Annotated in this window: 19 protein-coding genes and 1 riboswitch; of the genes, 17 read left to right on the plus strand and 2 right to left on the minus strand. The window is 38.7% G+C overall.

Features of this window, described 5'->3' with window-relative positions:
* The first annotated feature begins 6 nt into the window (after positions 1 to 6).
* The 11 genes from NSS77_RS08525 (at position 7) to NSS77_RS08575 (ending at position 9,335) form a co-directional block, all read left to right on the plus strand.
* Positions 7 to 255, plus strand: a complete 249-nt coding sequence (locus tag NSS77_RS08525; protein ID WP_342468406.1) for a hypothetical protein — start codon at positions 7 to 9, stop codon at positions 253 to 255.
* A 15-nt stretch (positions 256 to 270) separates the two neighbouring features.
* Positions 271 to 615, plus strand: a complete 345-nt coding sequence (locus NSS77_RS08530; protein ID WP_342471237.1) for a DUF3267 domain-containing protein — start codon at positions 271 to 273, stop codon at positions 613 to 615.
* A gap of 183 nt (positions 616 to 798) precedes the next feature.
* Entirely contained in the window at positions 799 to 1,026 is a 228-nt protein-coding gene (locus NSS77_RS08535; RefSeq protein ID WP_342468407.1) for a hypothetical protein, read from the plus strand.
* A 327-nt stretch (positions 1,027 to 1,353) separates the two neighbouring features.
* The gene (locus NSS77_RS08540; protein ID WP_342468408.1) at positions 1,354 to 1,863 is read left to right on the plus strand and encodes a type 1 glutamine amidotransferase domain-containing protein; all 510 of its coding nucleotides are present in this window, start codon (positions 1,354 to 1,356) and stop codon (positions 1,861 to 1,863) included.
* A 552-nt stretch (positions 1,864 to 2,415) separates the two neighbouring features.
* Positions 2,416 to 3,639, plus strand: a complete 1,224-nt coding sequence (locus tag NSS77_RS08545; protein WP_342468409.1) for a Fic family protein — start codon at positions 2,416 to 2,418, stop codon at positions 3,637 to 3,639.
* Positions 3,640 to 3,986: 347 nt separating this feature from the next.
* Positions 3,987 to 5,348, plus strand: coding sequence for a transposase (locus NSS77_RS08550; protein ID WP_342468410.1), 1,362 nt, complete (start codon positions 3,987 to 3,989; stop codon positions 5,346 to 5,348).
* A gap of 133 nt (positions 5,349 to 5,481) precedes the next feature.
* On the plus strand, positions 5,482 to 5,940 hold the full coding sequence (locus NSS77_RS08555) for a GNAT family N-acetyltransferase (RefSeq protein WP_342468411.1): 459 nt from the start codon (positions 5,482 to 5,484) through the stop codon (positions 5,938 to 5,940).
* 217 nt (positions 5,941 to 6,157) lie between these two features.
* Positions 6,158 to 7,153, plus strand: coding sequence for a helix-turn-helix transcriptional regulator (locus NSS77_RS08560; protein WP_342468412.1), 996 nt, complete (start codon positions 6,158 to 6,160; stop codon positions 7,151 to 7,153).
* Between the two features lie 488 nt (positions 7,154 to 7,641).
* On the plus strand, positions 7,642 to 8,316 hold the full coding sequence (locus tag NSS77_RS08565) for a DUF2225 domain-containing protein (RefSeq protein WP_342468413.1): 675 nt from the start codon (positions 7,642 to 7,644) through the stop codon (positions 8,314 to 8,316).
* A 25-nt stretch (positions 8,317 to 8,341) separates the two neighbouring features.
* The gene (locus tag NSS77_RS08570) at positions 8,342 to 8,698 is read left to right on the plus strand and encodes a hypothetical protein (protein WP_342468414.1); all 357 of its coding nucleotides are present in this window, start codon (positions 8,342 to 8,344) and stop codon (positions 8,696 to 8,698) included.
* A 190-nt stretch (positions 8,699 to 8,888) separates the two neighbouring features.
* Positions 8,889 to 9,335 (plus strand): YjdJ family protein, encoded by a 447-nt coding sequence (locus NSS77_RS08575; RefSeq protein ID WP_342468415.1) that lies wholly within the window; start codon positions 8,889 to 8,891, stop codon positions 9,333 to 9,335.
* 106 nt (positions 9,336 to 9,441) lie between these two features.
* On the opposite strand, the gene NSS77_RS08580 is transcribed toward NSS77_RS08575, so the two are convergent.
* Positions 9,442 to 10,191: a glucose 1-dehydrogenase gene (locus NSS77_RS08580; RefSeq protein WP_342468416.1), complete on the minus strand. Its 750-nt coding sequence runs from the start codon at positions 10,189 to 10,191 to the stop codon at positions 9,442 to 9,444.
* A gap of 433 nt (positions 10,192 to 10,624) precedes the next feature.
* On the opposite strand from NSS77_RS08580, the gene NSS77_RS08585 reads away from it, so the two are divergent.
* Genes NSS77_RS08585 through ssuD form a run of 4 tightly spaced genes read left to right on the plus strand, consistent with a single transcriptional unit; the run spans position 10,625 to position 14,389 of the window.
* Positions 10,625 to 11,392: an ABC transporter ATP-binding protein gene (locus NSS77_RS08585; protein WP_342468417.1), complete on the plus strand. Its 768-nt coding sequence runs from the start codon at positions 10,625 to 10,627 to the stop codon at positions 11,390 to 11,392.
* Positions 11,393 to 11,405: 13 nt separating this feature from the next.
* Positions 11,406 to 12,407 (plus strand): aliphatic sulfonate ABC transporter substrate-binding protein, encoded by a 1,002-nt coding sequence (locus NSS77_RS08590; protein ID WP_342468418.1) that lies wholly within the window; start codon positions 11,406 to 11,408, stop codon positions 12,405 to 12,407.
* A gap of 31 nt (positions 12,408 to 12,438) precedes the next feature.
* On the plus strand, positions 12,439 to 13,230 hold the full coding sequence (locus NSS77_RS08595; RefSeq protein WP_342471238.1) for an ABC transporter permease: 792 nt from the start codon (positions 12,439 to 12,441) through the stop codon (positions 13,228 to 13,230).
* A 28-nt stretch (positions 13,231 to 13,258) separates the two neighbouring features.
* Positions 13,259 to 14,389 (plus strand): FMNH2-dependent alkanesulfonate monooxygenase, encoded by a 1,131-nt coding sequence (ssuD, locus tag NSS77_RS08600; RefSeq protein ID WP_342468419.1) that lies wholly within the window; start codon positions 13,259 to 13,261, stop codon positions 14,387 to 14,389.
* 101 nt (positions 14,390 to 14,490) lie between these two features.
* Here the strand turns inward: ssuD and thiO are convergent, their stop codons facing one another.
* Entirely contained in the window at positions 14,491 to 15,627 is a 1,137-nt protein-coding gene (thiO, locus tag NSS77_RS08605) for a glycine oxidase ThiO (RefSeq protein ID WP_342468420.1), read from the minus strand.
* A gap of 118 nt (positions 15,628 to 15,745) precedes the next feature.
* Positions 15,746 to 15,853: riboswitch (TPP riboswitch) on the minus strand.
* Positions 15,854 to 16,204: 351 nt separating this feature from the next.
* Between thiO and NSS77_RS08610 the strand changes: the two genes are divergently transcribed.
* Together NSS77_RS08610 and NSS77_RS08615 are read left to right on the plus strand one after the other, a co-directional pair.
* Positions 16,205 to 16,885 carry a response regulator transcription factor gene (locus tag NSS77_RS08610; RefSeq protein ID WP_342468421.1) on the plus strand — a complete coding sequence of 227 codons (681 nt, stop codon included), beginning with the start codon at positions 16,205 to 16,207 and terminating at the stop codon, positions 16,883 to 16,885.
* A complete protein-coding gene (locus tag NSS77_RS08615; RefSeq protein ID WP_342468422.1) occupies positions 16,875 to 18,209 on the plus strand; it encodes a HAMP domain-containing sensor histidine kinase in 1,335 nt (444 codons plus the stop codon). Before NSS77_RS08610 ends, NSS77_RS08615 begins: the two co-directional genes overlap by 11 nt.
* Positions 18,210 to 18,216 lie beyond the last annotated feature (7 nt).

The raw sequence follows: 18,216 nt of genomic DNA on the forward strand, positions 1-18,216 counted from the left end.
AGCGAAATGAAATTCATCAGGAAGTTGCCCAGTGTGGATCCTGTTAAACACGAAGAACTGACTCGGGCGCAATGGCATCCTTTAAAAGAACAAAAAACTTTTCTTGGAGCATTTTTATTATCCATCCCTTTTATGGTGATTGCGGTATGCATTTCTTTTTGGATCATAACAACCTTTTCTGGCATTTCTCTTAGTGAGTTTGGGATTCATGAAGACCGGATCCGATTTTCGATTCCTATCAGTTCATTCTTATGATTGCTTCTTTTATTGGTGCTGCACGAATTGCTTCATTTAATTTTTATACCAAACTTTATTCAATCGAAGAAAACCTATGTGGGAATAAATGGATTTGAAGCGTTTGTCACAACAGAAGAGGAAATAACCAAATCGAGATTTATTCTGGTTACGGTAACGCCTTACCTAATCATTTCAGTCCTGTTCCCGCTATTATTGGGGAAATTTGGCCTGCTTACACCGGCATTCAAGTTTTTCATACTTTTAAATGCAGCGGCCTCTTCCATTGATCTGCTCACCTTATTTCTTATCATTTTTCAAGTGCCGACTTATGCGGTTTTAGTTAATAATGGGACGCGGACTTATTGGAAAATAAAATAACAGCTGATTAAATCTGGTGATTATTAAATTAAGCTTATATAAATGGAATTTGTGATCAAACCCTTGCAAAAGGGGTTTGATTTTTTATGTTTTTGCAGGGGTGGCTGCGCCTATATTTTTGATTTTTTGTATTCTACTTTCTTCTAAAAGCATATACAATAACTGGAAAGGGGGCGCGTGTTGATGAGAAATATCGGATTGTATATTTTATGCCCTGTGTTATCGTTTATTGCCGGAATCTTCTCATACATGCTTATTTTAAAATGGGTGTGGAATGAAACGTTAGGCGGGGATTTGGCTACCATCTTGTTTTATGGCGGAATTATCTTTTTAACAATCTGTTTTCCAATTTATTTAGGAGTTATCCATTTGATCGATAAATGGTTTCATCAAGACAAAGGGATTCTGTAGCCTCTTGGCTGCATGCTTGTATTTTTATACCGACATTATTTCTGAACCTTTTATTTGGAAGTTTTGATTTATTGTCGCCTGAATCGATGCTGTTCCACTCATTTTTGGGGTATGCCATTGGTGTCTAAAAAACACGTTCATCTAGCTGGAAAATCTTTTTGCGTGGTAATTAAAAAGTGGCATTCCCATAGGAAAATTAAAAACTATTGGATAAGGAAACGGATGAGATAATCGATTCAATGAAATTATAGGAAACTTCATATTTTGCAATTTTATACAAAAATAAATTATACTAATATTATAAGATTACTAATAGGAGGTTTTCTAATGGCAAAGGTTGCATTTTTACTTGCAAATAACTTCGAGGATTCGGAAATGAAAAATCCATATGAAGCGGTGAAAGAAGCAGGGCATGAAACGGTGATCGTCGGCTTGGAAAAAGGTGCGGAGTGCAAAGGGAAAAAAGGGACGGTTTCGTATACGGCGGATATCGGAGCGAGTGAAGCGAAAGCGGAAGATTTTGATGCGGTTGTCATCCCGGGAGGAAGTTCGCCTGAAGCATTGCGGGTCAATGACGATGTTGTCCGTTTCGTAAAAGAAGTCAATGAACAGGGCAAATTGATTGCCGGAATCTGCCACGGTCCGCAAGTAATGATCAGCGCGGATATTTTAAAAGGAAAAGCGGCGACTTGCTACATCGGCATTCGGGATGATGTAAAACTGGCTGGTGCAGACTATCGTGATGAAGAAGTGGTTGTGAGCGAAAACATCGTCACATCCCGGACACCAAAAGATGAACCTGCATTTATCCGGGAAATTTTAGAAAAACTGAAATAATTAATATGCTGGTAAGTGCAAGATCAAATTATAGTCTAATACTAGGTTGGATTCAAAATAAAAACCGAACGATACTGAATCTTTTTGTTATAGTAGAGATTCAAGTAATCGTTCGGTTTTTATTTTGGCAGTACACCTTTTCCAAACCCGTTTATTTTAAAAAGAAGAAGTCATAAAAAGCAAAATTAAAACATTTAGATAATATGCAAAAGACAATAATTCAATATTTATGGAACTCTGTTTATATTCAACTGAAAAGATATGTAAAAATGCAATCTAAGAATAATCTTATTTTTTTCTGCCCATAATGGGATTGTTAACAATCAATAGGAGGCAGTCTTATGATAATAAATTGTCCTTCGTGTAATAGAAAGATAAAAATTAAAAAAAATGGTCATGGCAGATGTAAATGTGGAGCACATGTAAAAATAATCAAGTGAATTATAAAGATAAAAAAATCGAAAAAAATACAAATAAAAGTAGAATTTTTAAAATTAATATGTAAAAATATTAAAAAAGTTACATTTTCAGTGTCAAAAGGAGGTATGAATCATGAGATATTTATATAAGTTTTTCTATGAAGTAGAAAAAAATGAATTTGAAGATAAATATATACAAAGAATAAATTCAGATGCTGCCAAACGTTTAATGTTATTTATAAAACCAATGAATCAGCCAAAATCATTTCAACTATTCTATGTTCCAACTAATTATATAATTGATATTGTAGCTAAAATTTATAAATTATCCGGAGAATTAAATTTTATCTTTAATCAATTACCTAAAGTAGCAAAAGACCATTTCATTCTTGAATGTTTAGTTGAAGAATTATTTAATACCAATGAACTTGAAGGGGTAAAAAGTTCAAAAGAAGAAATTGCTAGAAGTGTTAAAAACATTAAAATGAATAAACATGTTAATAATAGATTTAATAGTATGGTAAAGTCATATATGAATTTAATTAATGGAAATACGTCGCTCCCTTCCAGTCCAGTAAATATAAGGAAAATATATGATGAAATAACTGAAGGTGAAATTGAGGAAAGTGAATTACCAGATGGAGAAATTTTCAGAAAAGAAGTTACACATGTATTAAAAAAATCGGGTACCGGTAAAGTTATACATAGAGGGTTAACTCCGGAAGTAAAGATTATAAATGAAGTAGAAAAATTATTAGTTTTTATGAATCAGCCTGATGAAGTTCCAGAAATAATAAAAGTAGCAATAGGACATTACTTTTTTGGTTATATACATCCTTTTTATGATGGAAATGGGAGAACTTCAAGATTTATTAGTAGCTTATATTTATCAAAAACATTAGGCAATATCCCCTCACTTTCTTTATCAAGGGGTTGTAACAAATATAAGACAAACTATTTAAAAGCCTTCGAAATTACTAATAGTATTGCAAATAGAGGGGAAATGAATTATTTCATTGATACATTTTTAGAAATTATTTTAAAAACTTTAAAAGAAATGCTTTTTGAATTAAAAGAAAAAGTTCAATTAATTGAAAGCGCTTATGATAAATTAACAAAAGATACTAGGATTAAAAAAGAAAAAAAATCTTTTGAATTTATGTTTATTTTAGCACAAAATCATTTCTTTCATTTTAATGATGGTCTATCTGTTAAAGAACTGTCCAATGAAATGAATATATCTGAAGTAACTGTTAGAAAAATTGCAAAAGATTTACTGGAAAAACAATTAATTAAACAAGTTGGAAAAAGGCCTGCATATTATATCATTGATTCTATTTATTTTGAAGAAACCTGAATAGGTTGCTTTAATGTCTGTTACCCTTTAGTGATTAACCTGTAATTATAAGGCGAATTTTAGAAAAAATGTATGAAGATTTTTATAAGTAGAGGGAGATTCCGGCCACCCCTCTCCTTTTTTATGATAAAAAGTATCAGTGCATGTGAACTGTTTAACGTTTTTGATTAAGTATTAATTAAGCTCTCAACTTTCGCAGTCCAAAATCTTGTTTAAATGCTTGATGTAAATGGGTTTTGGAAGTACAAAATTATCATTTGACATTTTTTAAAACATAAAGAAAGACACCTATTCTTTTGGTAAAATATTGGTGACGAAACCAAATCCAAAAGAAAGGTGTCACCACTATGATAACGAATAAAGACTACTTTGCGCAATTACCAAAAGAAATTAAACAAGGATTTTCCGAATTAAATATTGGATATCATATAAGAAAAGCGAATATTACGAAACTTTCCGGGTATTCTTGTCTTACTGTTTTCAAACTGATTTTTCTTTTAGTCTTCCAATATAAGAACTGGTTTCGTGCTTTTATGAGTAAACGATCTCAGGATCTGCCCGGAAAGGATACAGTCTATCGCTTTTTAAATACACCAACCTATCATTGGAGAAAGTTTCTGCTTTCATTAAGCAGTGAAATGATCCGTCTGCTTCAACCATTAACTTCAAAAGATCGTGTCACAGCTTTTGTGATTGATGATTCTGTCTTTTCACGAAACCGTAGTAAGTCGGTTGAACTGTTGGCTAAGGTTTTTGATCACTCTACGCATCAGTACTTGAAAGGGTTTCAAATGCTTACCCTTGGCTGGACCGATAGTTTTACTTTTATTCCTATTGATTTTGCTCTTCTAAGTTCACCGAAAAAGGAAAATCGCCTGCAAGAAATCAATACCAATATTGATAAACGAACATCTGGCTATAAGCGTCGCCAGGAAGCTCTGAAATCAAAACCGGACGTGGCTTCAGCTTTACTTGATCATGCGCTTGAAAAAGGGATTATAGCTGACTATGTTCTCATGGATTCCTGGTTTACACAAGCGCCTTTAATTGAGAAGATTACGAACAAAGGGTTATTTGTCATTGGCATGGTGAAGCAATTAAAGCAGCGATACGTTTACAATGGTGAACGTTTCACACTGAATCAACTTTACAAATTGGCAAAAACGCACATGGGTAAAAAAGACATTCTCGGATCCGTTTATGCTACTTTAGACAATGGAATTCCAGTAAAAATTCTATTTGTACGAAACCGTAATAAACGGAGCGAATGGCTTGCTATTCTCAGCACAGATACAACATTAGAAAATGAAGAGATCATTCGTATTTACGGCATGCGTTGGGACATTGAAGTCTTCTTCAAATGCAATAAATCCTTTTTAAATTTAGGGAAAGAATTCCAGGGTCGTTCATACGACATGTTAATTAGCCATACAACCATTGTTTTTACACGATATATTCTCATTGCCTGGCAAATGCGAAAAGAGGAGGATCCTAAGACGATTGGCAACCTTTTTTACATCCTTTGCGAAGATGTAAAAGACATAGATTTTATTACTGCCCTTCAATCGCTTATTGACCTTTTCCAAACTTTGGCGGAATCCAAGGTTTCTTTAAACATGGACATCTTTAAAAATCAAATGAATAAATGGTTGGTTACTATACCTAATTATATCAAGCAATGCTTAAATATTACTGTGTGCGAAAGTTGAGTTAAGCTTAAAAGCAGAGGGTTGCATTTTTCTATCCAATCCTTATTGGACCGGGATAGTGGATGGTCCCCATTATCATCGATGATGTGCGTTTATATGGCATAATAAAAAGATTATAAGATGGTGAAGTCTAATGATCAGAAAAATGAAAAAAGAGGATGCGGATATTTTCTATTATTTGGCGGAGCAATTTTATGCTTCTGATGCCGTACTGCATCCCATCCCGAAAAAACATCACATTGATGCGTTCAATGAAATCATGCGCTCCAATGTGTATCTGGAAGGGTATATTTTTGAATATAATGACCAGCCTGTCGGATATGCGATCACTTCAAAAATGTATTCCCAAGAAGCGGGAGGAATTATGCTCTGGATTGACGAAATTTATATTTTGGAGGAATATCGTTCAAAAGGATTGGGGAAAGAATTTTTCCATTATCTCAAAACAACACTTGATTCTTCAATTGTAAGATTGAGGCTGGAAGTGGAAAAAGAGAATGAAAGGGCCATTGAATTATACAAAAGTTTGGGTTTCGGTCCATTGGCATATGATCAGATGATTTTGGATATAAAAGATGGGTCAAGGAAATAAAATAATGGAACATCTTGGATACATCTCCTCTGTTTTTATCTGGAGGTGTTCTTTTTATAAGGAAAGAATACATATGAAAAAAATCCAGTAATCATGCGGGTTGCAACCGCCAGTTGACATATTTCCAATCCCGCTTTATAGAGTGCAACTGAACTTTTGAGTAGGATGTGATTGAACAAAGGAAAGACAATCAAAAAAATAAAAAAGGATGATGAACATGATATTAGCGGACAAAATTATTGAAGAAAGAAAGAGGAATGGCTGGAGCCAGGAAGAGTTGGCGGAAAAGCTTGGAGTATCAAGACAGTCCGTGTCCAAATGGGAAAGTGCCCAATCGGTTCCGGATCTTAACCGCATCATCAAGATGGCGGAATTGTTCGGAGTGACAACGGATTATTTATTGAAGGATGAAATAGAAAATCGGGAAACGCCGGAAGCTTTGACGGAAGTGGCGGAAGTGCCCGTAAAAATTCGCAAAGTCAGCATGGAAGAAGCGACGGAATTTTTAAAATTGCAGGAAAAACATGCACCGTTGATTGCCTTTGGGGTATCCTTATGCATCCTCTCTCCGGTGTTATTGATCCTTTTGGCAGGACTGGCGAACAGCAAGATCATTGGCATTTCGGAAAATGCCGCCGGCGGAATTGGAATTACCGCATTATTATCCATGATTGCCGTGGGCGTTTATATTTTTATTAAATGTGCGAATGAAGGGGAAAAGTATAAATATTTAGATAAAGAGGCCATTGAAACGGAATATGGAGTAAGCGGCATGGTGCGGGAGAAGAAAAATGCCTTTATGAGCAAGTTCAACTTATCGATTACCATTGGTGTCATTCTTTGCATTTTAAGCTGCTTGCCACTAATTATCAGCGGTTTTCTTATAGATGAAGTTTATATCATTTCGTCAATGGTTGCGTTACTTTTAGTCTTAATTGCGATTGCCGTGAATATGTTTGTAAGAGTTGGAATCATCCGCGAAAGCTATGAAAAACTTCTTCAAGAAGGGGAATACACATTAGGCAAGAAAAAATCATCGGTTGTGATTGGAAGAATCAGCGGTGCTTATTGGTGTGTGGTCGTTGCCATTTACCTTGCATGGTCACTCTTTAGCGAGAATTGGGACAATACGTGGGTTGTATGGCCGGTTGCAGGTGTTCTTTACGGGGCGTTCATATCCATCGTAAAATTGGTGATCAAAGCGGAAGAATAAAAACAACTTGGATCCCGGGTATCTGAAACAGAGCCCGGGATTTTTTTTGCCATTCACCCGCAACTGTCATTAGCGATCGGTGTAAATATTGGTTGCTACCGATTATGTATGGATTGTTTATCCCGTAGAAAAGAGTGATACAGTCAAGGATACATCATGTCGGTGCCGACAGCAAATGACGCAACCGTTGATTGCATCCACTTTTGGCTTTCTGATTGACGATATTTTGCACGAAGAAAAGTGCCAGGAATTGAAGAGAAGGGTTCCTATTTTTAACAGCTGAAACACGCCTTTCTTACCAATAAAATTTTAATATTTAATTAAAAATACCTAAATACCTAAACAATAATACGAGAAAAAAGTTATAATATAAAAAAGACTTTAGATTCATAATATGGGTGGATTTTAATAAAAATTCCTGGTCTTTTCGTAATGTTAAGTTTGTTATTACAACATGATGTCAGTAAAGTTAAAAGGGTTGGTATCGTATGTCAATGAATTATGATTATTACGAAAGTAAAGTTGTATGCAATTTTTGCAAAAAGCAATATACAACGTATAAAGTGCGCCCCGGCCGTTATAAAGCCGCGGGGCAAGATTCGGATTTTATGCCGATTTACGAAGGGTTAAATCCACTTTTTTACGAAGTCGCCGTTTGCCCCCATTGCGGTTATGCGTTACATAAATCCATGACCCGGACTTACGGACCTTTTATGTCACTTATTGAAGAAGACTATATAAAGAAATTGCAAAAAGTGATGGACCTATGCAAAGAACGGACGGTTGCTGAAGCGATCGCAAGTTTTCAATTGGCTTATTTGGTGGCGAAAGTTTCAATGGAAGAACCGCTGATTCTGGCCAACTTTGCCATGAAAATCGCCTGGCTGTATCGATTAATACATGATAAGGAGTCTGAGAATCGTTACCTCCATGCTGCAAGGGATCTATTCAATAAATCCCATACAAAAAGTAAAGAAAGCGAAGAAAGGATCCAATATTTGATTGCTGAAATCAGTCTGCGATTAGGGGATATTGAGGATGCGAAAAGAGGATTTTCCCGATTAATCACAGGCAAAGAAGTTTCAAATAAATACCGCAACTATGCAAAAAAACGGTGGGATGACTTCAAGTACGACCATCAAACGGTTGTAGGAGAAGGATGACATCAGGAAGAAAGGAGGAGTTGAAATGAAACTGCCTATCAAGAAAAAATTGGATTTATCGGAAGAAGAAATTTTTTCTGAATTGCATCACTTCCTATTAAGAAAAAATCATCGGCTGCTCAGCAATGAGGAAGTGGTCGAAAAAACAGGTGTTTCTCATGAGCTTATACATAAGTGGGTGAAAACGGGAAAATTAAAACCTACATTGTTCCCAAACCTTGGCGCACCCTGTGAAAGATGCGGACAAATCACAAACTACTCCAAACTGTGCTTGGATTGTTCCATTACCATTACAGCCACCCTGGAAAAAGAAGAAAAGGAAAAAGAATGGTTCAGACAAATTCAACAAATGAATAGAAAGCATACATATCATTTGAAATAAAAGTTCGCAGGATATCAAGTTTTTTAGTGAAGGATTATTACAATGAAAGGCACTTTTCCATAGGGGAAAATGTGCTTTTTTCTTTATTCATAAATGAAAGAAATTGAATGAAGGAGATAAAATTCATAGAAAGGATGAAACGTCCGGGAAACTGCAACGTCTTAAATGTAAAGTTATTGGGAGGGTAGCGATGGGTAAATATGGATTGCAAATGATCATAGGAATGGCACTTTTTGTTCTTTCCACATTTTTCGCATGGTATGAAGGAAGCGAAATAGTGGAAAACCCGTTTGAATGGAAATATTCAACTCCGTTTACACATTTAATGATGCAAGAAATTACGGATGGACGGAATATCAACCAATTGGATTATTTTGTTTATGCATTAAAATTTAGACCTTTATTTCCTGCCATGATGATTGTGAGTTTCATTTATATTTTAAGTGTGGCAGGCATTGTTCTGACAAAAAAGAAATCGAATTGGGCAAAATGTTATTGGGGCAGCCTGGGATTGATTTTGTTATTTTTCAGTATTATCGTTTCCGATTCCTTCACTGTTGGTGACAGTCCTTTCTTTTGGATTCCATTGATCACCGGACTTTTCTTCATGGCGGCTTCATTATTGCAGTGGGTATGAAAAATGAAACAGCAGAATATGGAAATCACAAAGGTGATATGAAATGGGGAAAGGAGGATCTTGTAAAGCCATTTGGGTGTTTACAAGGTCCCCTTCCTTTGACTGTTCATTCCTCATAGATCATTTTTCTTGTCATTCCGCCATCTACAATCAGATTAACACCTGTGACGAAATCATTTTCTTTCGCCGTCAAATAAAAACATGCCCGCGCAATATCATCCGGTTTTCCTACCCGTTTGGATAAATGCTGCTCGTGATCGATTTTACGCAACTTTGAATAGTCGCCTGTTTCAATCCAACCCGGCGAAATGGCATTCACAGTAATTCGATATTCGCTGAATGAAGCGGCAAGGGCATGGGTCAAAGCGATGATTCCGCCTTTTGATGCGGCGTAAGCTTCCGAATTCGGTTCGGACATGATGGCCCTTGTGGAGGCGATATTCACAATGGAACCGCCTGCTTTGTTCTTCCGCATATATTTTGCCGCTTCCCTGGATGCCAAAAAGACACTCCTTAAATTCGTGTTGATGATATCGTCCCATTCTTCAATCGACAATTCAAAAGGGGACTTGAATACCGATACCCCTGCATTATTGATCAAAATATCGATTCGGCCGAATGTCAGATTTGCTATTTCCATTAAGCGGACAATTTCTTCCTCATCTCTGACATCCGTTTTGACAAAAAGCGCGTTTCCACCCTTTTCTTTGATTGCATCCACCGTTTTTGCCCCTGCTTTTTCATCAACATCCGCGACAATGACATTGGCTCCTTTTTCCGCATAAAGCAACGCAATCCCTTTTCCGATCCCGTTCCCAGCACCTGTAACGATCACGGTTTTATTTGAAAAATCCATATGATTTCCACATCCTTATTTTCTATTATTGAAAATATTAACATAGTTGGTTCCATAGTGAAAAATGTTAGGTATAGAAAAAATCTAAGAACGTAAAGTAATCGGTTTTCATTTTGAGTTCAGGTTTTGAAATGTCCGATAGGCGATCCTTTCGTTTAATAAAAACCTTGGACAGGTTATCTATAAACATCATCTTATTTCAAATAATAAGAAAATTGAAAAAATGTGTTGACATTTTTATACAACAATTTTATATTAAACATATAAAATTACTAGGTTATATTAAACGTTGTTTTTAGTTCAGTTAAGTTAATACCTGGTAAATAAATGAAAAAATAAGAAAGACTGGCCAGACAACTGGAGGTCTTCATTCATGGCATTGTACCATGATGGGGGTCTCTTGTTGTCTTTTTTTGTTGGGAGGAAGTTATTTATGGGGGTACAAATTCAAATCCTTGAAAAAAGCTTTCAAATGGAACAAGAGCGCAAACTTGTACTTGATGGCATTGATTTGCATCTTAATAAAGGTGATTTTTTAACCATTATCGGTCCAAGCGGATGTGGTAAAAGTACTTTGTTGAAAATTGTAGCTGGACTGGATACCGAATATCGGGGAGTTGTGCTGGTAAATGGCCGTCAAATCGTGAAACCGGGAATCGCCCAAGGTTTTATTTTTCAAGAGCATCGTTTATTTCCATGGTTGACGGTTGAACAAAATGTTGCGGCAGACTTGAATTTGAAAGATCCGGAAGTTCGCAAAAAGGTAGATGAAATGCTGGAAATCGTTAGATTAAAAGGATATGAGAAGGCGTATCCGAGCGAAATATCAGGCGGTATGTCACAAAGGGTGGCCATTGCGCGGGCACTCATCCGGGATCCGGAAATTTTGTTGCTTGATGAGCCCTTTGGTGCCCTTGATGCATTCACACGCGGGCATTTGCAGGATGTTCTCATCGATATTTGGCAGCAAAAAAACATTACAATGCTGCTTGTAACCCACGATATTGACGAGGCTGTTTATCTAGGAACGGATATCGCAATTCTAGGTGCGAATCCGGGTAGGGTAGAAAAGCTGGTGCATGTTGAATTAAGTTATCCTCGTTCCAGAACAAGTCCTTCTTATCAGCAGATAAGGCAGCGGGTACTGGAGGAATTCGAAAAAACTGAAAGTGAAAAATATAAAGATGGAGAAGGCATCTAGGAGGAGTAAAGATATGAAAAAAGCATTTTTATTATTTTTGGCAGCAATCGGATTATTATTGGCGGCATGTACATCAGATTTGGAAAATAGCAGCGGCAACAATACATCCTCATCTTCAACAAAAACTATCAATCTGGGAATCCAACAAGCTCTTTCGCCACTATGGATTGCAAAAGAGAAAGGATGGTTGGAAGAAGCCTTTAAAGAAGTGGGAGTGGAAATTGCCTGGACAGAATTCCAAAGCGGGCCACCACAATTTGAAGGAATTGCAGCGGGAAAATTGGATATTACAGAAGTAGGGAATACACCACCGCTTTCAGGGCAAGCGGCAGGGATTGATTTTAAAGAAATTGCTTTATTATCTGAGGGCGAAACAAATAATGCCATTCTACTTCCAGAAGTTAGTGATATTAAATCAGTAAAAGATTTGGAAGGAAAAAAAGTGGCGGTTGCAAAAGGCAGCAGTGCATTTGGTTTGCTATATGCCGCATTCGAAAAAGAAGGTGTTGATCCATCAAAAGTTGAGATTATTCAACTTCAGCCCGATGAGGCACAGCCGGCATTTGAAAACCGTTCCGTTGATGCATGGGCGACATGGGAACCTTTTATTTCTTATCAAACAGTTGGAAATAACGCAAAAGTATTATTAAAAGGCAAAGATGTCGATACGTATGGATACATGTTTACGATTGCACGTACAAAATTTGTTGAAGATAATCCGGATTTAGTATCTATTTATCTGGAAGTATATAAAAAGGCAACCGATTGGATGAATGAACATCCTGAAGAAGCAGTACAGTTTTTTGCGAATTTAAAAGGAATTGATCCAACGGTTGTGGAGGAAGTATTGAAAAACACTCCATATAAAATGCAAGCAATCGATGAAAATGTCATTTCCAGTCAGCAAAGCGCGGCAGATTTGTTTGTGGAGCAAGATGTATTCAGCAACAAAATTAATGTTGAAGAAGTGGTGGATAATCGATTTATTGAAAAAGTATTAAAAGGAGCTGAGTAATTTGGTGCGGGTACAAGCGTTAAAGCGACCAATTGCACATGAGAAGAAAAAACGGGGAGTCACAATCCTTTGGGGAAAAGGACTCGTTTTACCCTTAGTGATTATCGGAATTTGGCAGATTGTTTCGTCTTACGGTTTGGTATCCGCTACGGTACTTCCAAGCCCGCTTCAAATTGTTACAACGTTTTATCACTTAATAATTAACGGTGTATTATTGGAAAATTTGAAGATTAGTATATACCGTGCACTAGCCGGATTTTTTCTTGGAGGAAGCATTGCATTGATTCTGGGGTTTACTGTCGGCTTTTCCAAGCAATTTGAAAGTTATTTGGATCCAACGATGCAAATGCTGCGAACAATTCCAAGTTTAGCGGTGACTCCATTATTTATCTTGTGGTTTGGATTTGATGAATTATCGAAAATATTGCTCATTGCGTTCGCTTCATTCTTTCCGTTATATGTCAACACTTATAATGGCATACGTTCAGTCGATATGAGGCTTTTTGAAGTGGCGCAAGTACTGGAGTTCAACAGATGGAAAAAGCTCACAAAATTAATTTTGCCGTCTGCACTGGGCCACATTCTTGTCGGAATCCGCCTATCGCTCGGGATTGCCTGGCTTAGCCTTGTCGTAGCTGAGCTGATGGGTTCCAGTTCCGGTGTCGGCTATATGATTATGGATGCACGGCAGTTTTCCCAGACAGATAAGGTGTTTGTCGGCATTATCATTTTCGGGGTGGTTGGTAAACTGACCGATTCCCTTGTCCGTTTATTGGAGAAAAAATTGCTGAAATGGCAAACCAACTTTGAAGGTGTTGAATAACAAATTCTTATAAAAAGGAGAGAGTGTGATGGACTTTTTCTGGTTTATTCCAACTTATGGAGACGGCAGATATTTAGCTACAACGAAAGGTGCACGCGAAACAAATTTCCCGTACATTAAACAAATAGCTCAAGCAGTTGATGAGCTTGGCTACGAAGGGGTATTAATACCGACGGGCAAGCCATGCAATGATCCGTGGGTGACAGCGTCAGCGCTGGCCACAGTTACGCAAAAATTGAAGTTTTTAATTGCGGTCCGTCCAGGGGTGATGAAACCGACTGTTGCGGCACGCATGACAGCGACACTCGATCAAATTTCAAACGGACGTTTATTGATTAACGTTGTTGCCGGAGGAGATCCGGTGGAGCTTGCAGGTGATGGCATCTTCGCTTCCCACGATGAACGATATGAAGTGACAGATGAATTTTTGGATATTTGGCGTGCTTTATTAGCTGGGGAAACAGTAAATTATGAAGGCAAACATTTAAAAGTGGAAGGCGGGGAAATCATGTTCCCTGGCATCCAAAAACCTCATCCTCCGATTTTCTTCGGAGGTTCATCTGATGCGGGAATCAAAGTGGCGGCAAAACATTCCGATGTGTACTTAACATGGGGGGAACCGCCTCAACAAGTGAAAGAGAAAATTGACAAAGTGCGTGAAGAAGCGGCAAAACATGGCCGTGAAGTGGAATTTGGATTGCGTGTCCATGTCATTGTCCGCGAAACGAATGAAGAAGCGTGGAAAGCTGCCAATGACCTAATTAAATATGTGGATGAGGATGCGATTCAAAAAGCGCAACAAGTGTTTAGCCGCTATGATTCCATCGGCCAAAAGAAAATGACGGAGTTAAACAAAGGGAATCGCAGCAATTTGGAGATATATCCAAATTTATGGGCAGGAGTCGGCCTTGTGCGCGGAGGCTGCGGAACAGCGATTGTCGGCGATCCGGAAACGGTGGCGGAACGCATTCGCGAATACCAGTCAATTGGAATTGATAAGTTTGTATTATCAGGCTATCCTCATTTGGAGGAAGCATATCAATTTGCTGAACTCGTGTTCCCGCTGCTCGGGTATAAGCAAGATAAACAATCAACCGGCGCTCCAAAAGGGGAAGTCGTTGGTTATGATTATACGGCCGAGAAATTGGCGCGGGTATAAACTTTACATGACAATTCAGTTTGCAAAAGCAAAGCGAATGGGGGAAGACAAAGGTTCCCTTCATTCGCTTTATTTTTTGAATATGTGGAGTGCAGGATACTTCAAGTGATTGGGGTTTCTGCTTTGTGCCGTGTCAGTGAAAACGGTGATAAATCGATTCCCGTTTCTTTCCGTTCAACCAAGTCCGCCATCAACTGACCGGTGATCGCGCAAAGTAAAATCCCGTTTCGGTAATGGCCGGCAGCGACAAACAATCCCCGCCGTTCCGGATGTTCCCCGAAGTATGGCAAGCCGTCTTTTGTCTGTGGCCGGATTCCGCTCCACGTGTTGATCCATTCCGCTTGTTGTATGTCCGGAATGAGGGTGGTCGCGCGGTGGAGCAAACTCATCACCCCGCCTGCTGACACACGCCGTTCAAATGTATCCGGAGTGGAGGTTGCGCCAATCAGCAATTGATTGCCCCGCTTCGGCACGATATAGCAGCCGTTTTTGGCAAATACGGTCGACTGCAGCAATGGAACATGAGTGCGCACCATGATGCATTCCCCTTTGACCGGGTACACAACAAGTGGAAGGCCGAGGGATGTACCGAGCCGCTCAGTCCAGGCACCGGCGGCGACGACAACAGCCTCGGCAGCAAACGTTCCAACCGTTGTATCCACGAGATGGATGCCTGCTTCGGACCGAATGTTTAATACTTCTGTATGTTCATACAATTGGGCGCCGGCTGAAATTGCAGCATATGCAAGGGCTGTGGCCAAGTCCGGGGCGCTTACTTGACCGTCTCCTTCAATATATATGGCACCAGCAATTGCTTCTTTTGCAAGAGACAGCTCCATTTCAACCGCTTCTTCATTCGTCAGCCACCGCACCGGTTCATCCGCACCGCGCCAGAATGCATAGTGGCGTTGAAGCTCTTCCGCCTCTTCCTCAGTGGCCGCTATTTTGATCATTCCCTTTTCAACAAGACCGATATCAATCCCCGTCCGCTCCCTCAACTCTTCCGCCAGGGACGGCATAAGGGCCCGGCTTTGCAAGGCGAGCGGCACGAGGGGACTTGGCGAGAAAAACTCCGATTGTGCTCCGAGCATACCGGCAGCAGCACGGGATGCTTCACAAGCCATTGTTCCTTTTTCTAAAATTGCGACGCGATGATGCCGTTTGGAAAGTTCAAAGGCGATCGCGGTACCAATCACTCCGCCGCCGACAATTACTGTGTCATAACGTTGTATAGTCATTGGATCCACTCCTTTTAATCAATTGCTTTGTTTTAAAACAAAAACGCCGCTTCCTTTACCAGAGTAAAGAAAGCGGCGTGAGTCTACAGCATCTCATAGCAACACCATGTCGACCATGTAAAACCCATCTCCACTTCCCTCCGCTGGTATTACCCAGATCAGGTGCTAAGGGTCTCAAAGGTACACTTTGATCTCAGCCTATCTAAAGGCACCCCTAGTGGATGTTTCACAATCACAATTTCCAATTTATGTTTATCATATCATGCACAAGCTGGTTGTCAACCAACTTTCTGCCCAATGTTTGCGCAGTCTTCCACAATCCGCTGTCATCAAACGATCGAATGAAAGTAAAACGGTTCGTAAAAGCCCATGGACCAGGAAGAAAGTGCGGGCGGAGCGATAATGAACGGCCAAAGTTTTAGAATGTGCAAGACCTTCGATATGGAGGCCATTTTTTTTATGTTTAAATATGAAAGACATTAAATAGCCTTAAAGTATATGGGAATTTTTCATTTTTTTTTCAGCCTTTTTTGATACGCTTGTATAAAAAGACTGTGCACAAGAAGGTGAAGGTCGAATGAATATCTTATTTGCTGAAGATGACGAGAATTTGGGAAAAATGGTCCATCATTTATTGCAAAAGGAATATGGCCGAGTGGATTGGGTGAAAGACGGCCAAAGCGCTTATGATTATTCCATATTCACCGATTATGACGTGATCATTTTGGATTGGATGATGCCTGGTATGAGCGGGCTTGAAGTATGTAAGCGCCTCAGAGAAAAAGGTTTTAAAGGTGGAATTTTGTTTTTGACAGCCAAAGATTCCGTTGAAGATGTGGTGGAAGGATTGGACTCGGGGGCTGATGATTATTTAGTGAAGCCTTTCAAATTCGAGGAGCTTGTGGCGAGACTCCGGGCATTGTCACGTAGAGTCGATAAGCCTTTTGAAGAAATTCTATCATTGGATGATCTGGAATTGAATTTATCCAATCATGTTGTAAAAAGAAATGGCAAAGTGATAGAACTTTCAAAGAAAGAATATGAGTTGCTGGAACTGTTGCTGCGCAATAAACACCAAGTGTTGACAAGGGAAATGATCATTGAAAGAATATGGGGATTTGATACAGATGTAACGGAAAACGCATTGGATGCGTTAGTGAAACTGCTTCGGAAAAAAGTGGACGAGCCGGGAAAACCATCGATCATCAAAAATGTGAGAGGCGTCGGCTACAAGTTGAGGGATAGCCATGGAAATTAATAAAGTGAAATTGAAGCTCACCTTGATTTATTCAGGATCCCTCCTGCTTATTTTAATGATGTTTATTTTCGTGCTGTATCTTTTTATTTCGAATGCGATCAATAAACAGGAGATTGAAGAACTGGAACGGTTTTATGAGAAGGAAAACCATGAATTTTTAGAAGAACTGTACAAAAAAAATTATATAAGAATCATACCGGAGAGTAAGCGTAAAAAGAGATTTTTCGAAGATTTTGAAGAAGAGGATTATGATGAAATCGACGAAGAATTTGAAGAGAATGAGCCGTTGAAATATCGACCGGAAAGGGATATTTTCTACTACGTATTGGATGAAAATTTTCAATTAATCGAAGGCGAAGGGACCGTCCAAGGTTTTGAAGAGTATTTTGAAACAGATTTCACCCCTCCATCTTCAAGAACCGTAAAAGAAATCGAATGGGATAAGGTCCATATCCTTTATATCTATTATCCCCTTCAAATGGATGACCGGTTGATCGGAAGCGTTGTTGTCGGAAAGGATATTACCGACGAAAAGCATTTGTTTCAACGAATTATTTGGATATTATTGTTTTTAACCATCTTTTTCAGTTTGCTTTTTGCTCTGGCAGGGAACTTCTTTGCCGGCCAGGCAATGAAACCGATTATAAAAGCATATGAGAAACAAAGAAAGTTCGTTTCTGATGCGTCCCACGAACTAAGAACACCTCTCAGTGTTTTTTATAGTTCCATTGATGTGTTGGCGAGTGAAGAAGAGGAACACTTGAGTCCATTTGGAAAACAAGTGTTGGAAGATGTGAAACAGGAAGCGGAAATGATGCATAAACTTTTGGACGATTTATTATTTTTGGCAAGACATGACCAAGGAAACTTTAAATTGGAACTGGAAGAATTCGATCTCTCTTCACAGGTTCATTCATTGCTGAACCGGTTCAAAAGAATTGTACCATCCCAATTGACACTTCAAGAAAATATACAGGACGGGATCCGGATCAAGGGAGATAAAGTAAGAATTCAACAGCTCCTTTATATATTGCTGGATAATGCCGCACGCTATACGAAAGAAGGATCCATCACATGCTCATTGGCCGAACAGGGAGAGAAAATCTTGTTAAGCGTGAAAGACACGGGAATCGGCATTTCTCCAAAGGATTTGCAACATATTTTTGAACGTTTTTACCGGGGAGATAAATCAAGAAAACGAAACGGAACAGGGCTGGGTCTATCCATTGCCAAAACAATTGTGGAAGCCCACGGAGGAGAAATCGAAGTGAAGAGTGAAGTCGGGAATGGGACAGAGTTTATAATTAAATTGAAGAAATATTAATTGCATA

The sequence above is a fragment of the Ureibacillus sp. FSL K6-3587 genome, assembly GCF_038593165.1.
Classification (GTDB): domain Bacteria; phylum Bacillota; class Bacilli; order Bacillales_A; family Planococcaceae; genus Ureibacillus; species Ureibacillus suwonensis.

What these genes read in the sequence shown, in the direction of transcription:
- NSS77_RS08575 (WP_342468415.1), top strand. Translation starts at nt 8,889, where the DNA reads ATGGGTAAATATGGATTGCAAATGATCATAGGAATGGCACTTTTTGTT.
- NSS77_RS08610 (WP_342468421.1), top strand. Translation starts at nt 16,205, where the DNA reads ATGAATATCTTATTTGCTGAAGATGACGAGAATTTGGGAAAAATGGTC.
- NSS77_RS08535 (WP_342468407.1), top strand. Translation starts at nt 799, where the DNA reads ATGAGAAATATCGGATTGTATATTTTATGCCCTGTGTTATCGTTTATT.
- NSS77_RS08580 (WP_342468416.1), bottom strand. Translation starts at nt 10,191, where the DNA reads ATGGATTTTTCAAATAAAACCGTGATCGTTACAGGTGCTGGGAACGGG.
- NSS77_RS08555 (WP_342468411.1), top strand. Translation starts at nt 5,482, where the DNA reads ATGATCAGAAAAATGAAAAAAGAGGATGCGGATATTTTCTATTATTTG.
- NSS77_RS08585 (WP_342468417.1), top strand. Translation starts at nt 10,625, where the DNA reads ATGGGGGTACAAATTCAAATCCTTGAAAAAAGCTTTCAAATGGAACAA.
- NSS77_RS08550 (WP_342468410.1), top strand. Translation starts at nt 3,987, where the DNA reads ATGATAACGAATAAAGACTACTTTGCGCAATTACCAAAAGAAATTAAA.
- NSS77_RS08525 (WP_342468406.1), top strand. Translation starts at nt 7, where the DNA reads ATGAAATTCATCAGGAAGTTGCCCAGTGTGGATCCTGTTAAACACGAA.
- NSS77_RS08615 (WP_342468422.1), top strand. Translation starts at nt 16,875, where the DNA reads ATGGAAATTAATAAAGTGAAATTGAAGCTCACCTTGATTTATTCAGGA.
- NSS77_RS08545 (WP_342468409.1), top strand. Translation starts at nt 2,416, where the DNA reads ATGAGATATTTATATAAGTTTTTCTATGAAGTAGAAAAAAATGAATTT.
- NSS77_RS08590 (WP_342468418.1), top strand. Translation starts at nt 11,406, where the DNA reads ATGAAAAAAGCATTTTTATTATTTTTGGCAGCAATCGGATTATTATTG.
- NSS77_RS08560 (WP_342468412.1), top strand. Translation starts at nt 6,158, where the DNA reads ATGATATTAGCGGACAAAATTATTGAAGAAAGAAAGAGGAATGGCTGG.
- NSS77_RS08570 (WP_342468414.1), top strand. Translation starts at nt 8,342, where the DNA reads ATGAAACTGCCTATCAAGAAAAAATTGGATTTATCGGAAGAAGAAATT.
- NSS77_RS08540 (WP_342468408.1), top strand. Translation starts at nt 1,354, where the DNA reads ATGGCAAAGGTTGCATTTTTACTTGCAAATAACTTCGAGGATTCGGAA.
- thiO (WP_342468420.1), bottom strand. Translation starts at nt 15,627, where the DNA reads ATGACTATACAACGTTATGACACAGTAATTGTCGGCGGCGGAGTGATT.
- ssuD (WP_342468419.1), top strand. Translation starts at nt 13,259, where the DNA reads ATGGACTTTTTCTGGTTTATTCCAACTTATGGAGACGGCAGATATTTA.
- NSS77_RS08565 (WP_342468413.1), top strand. Translation starts at nt 7,642, where the DNA reads ATGTCAATGAATTATGATTATTACGAAAGTAAAGTTGTATGCAATTTT.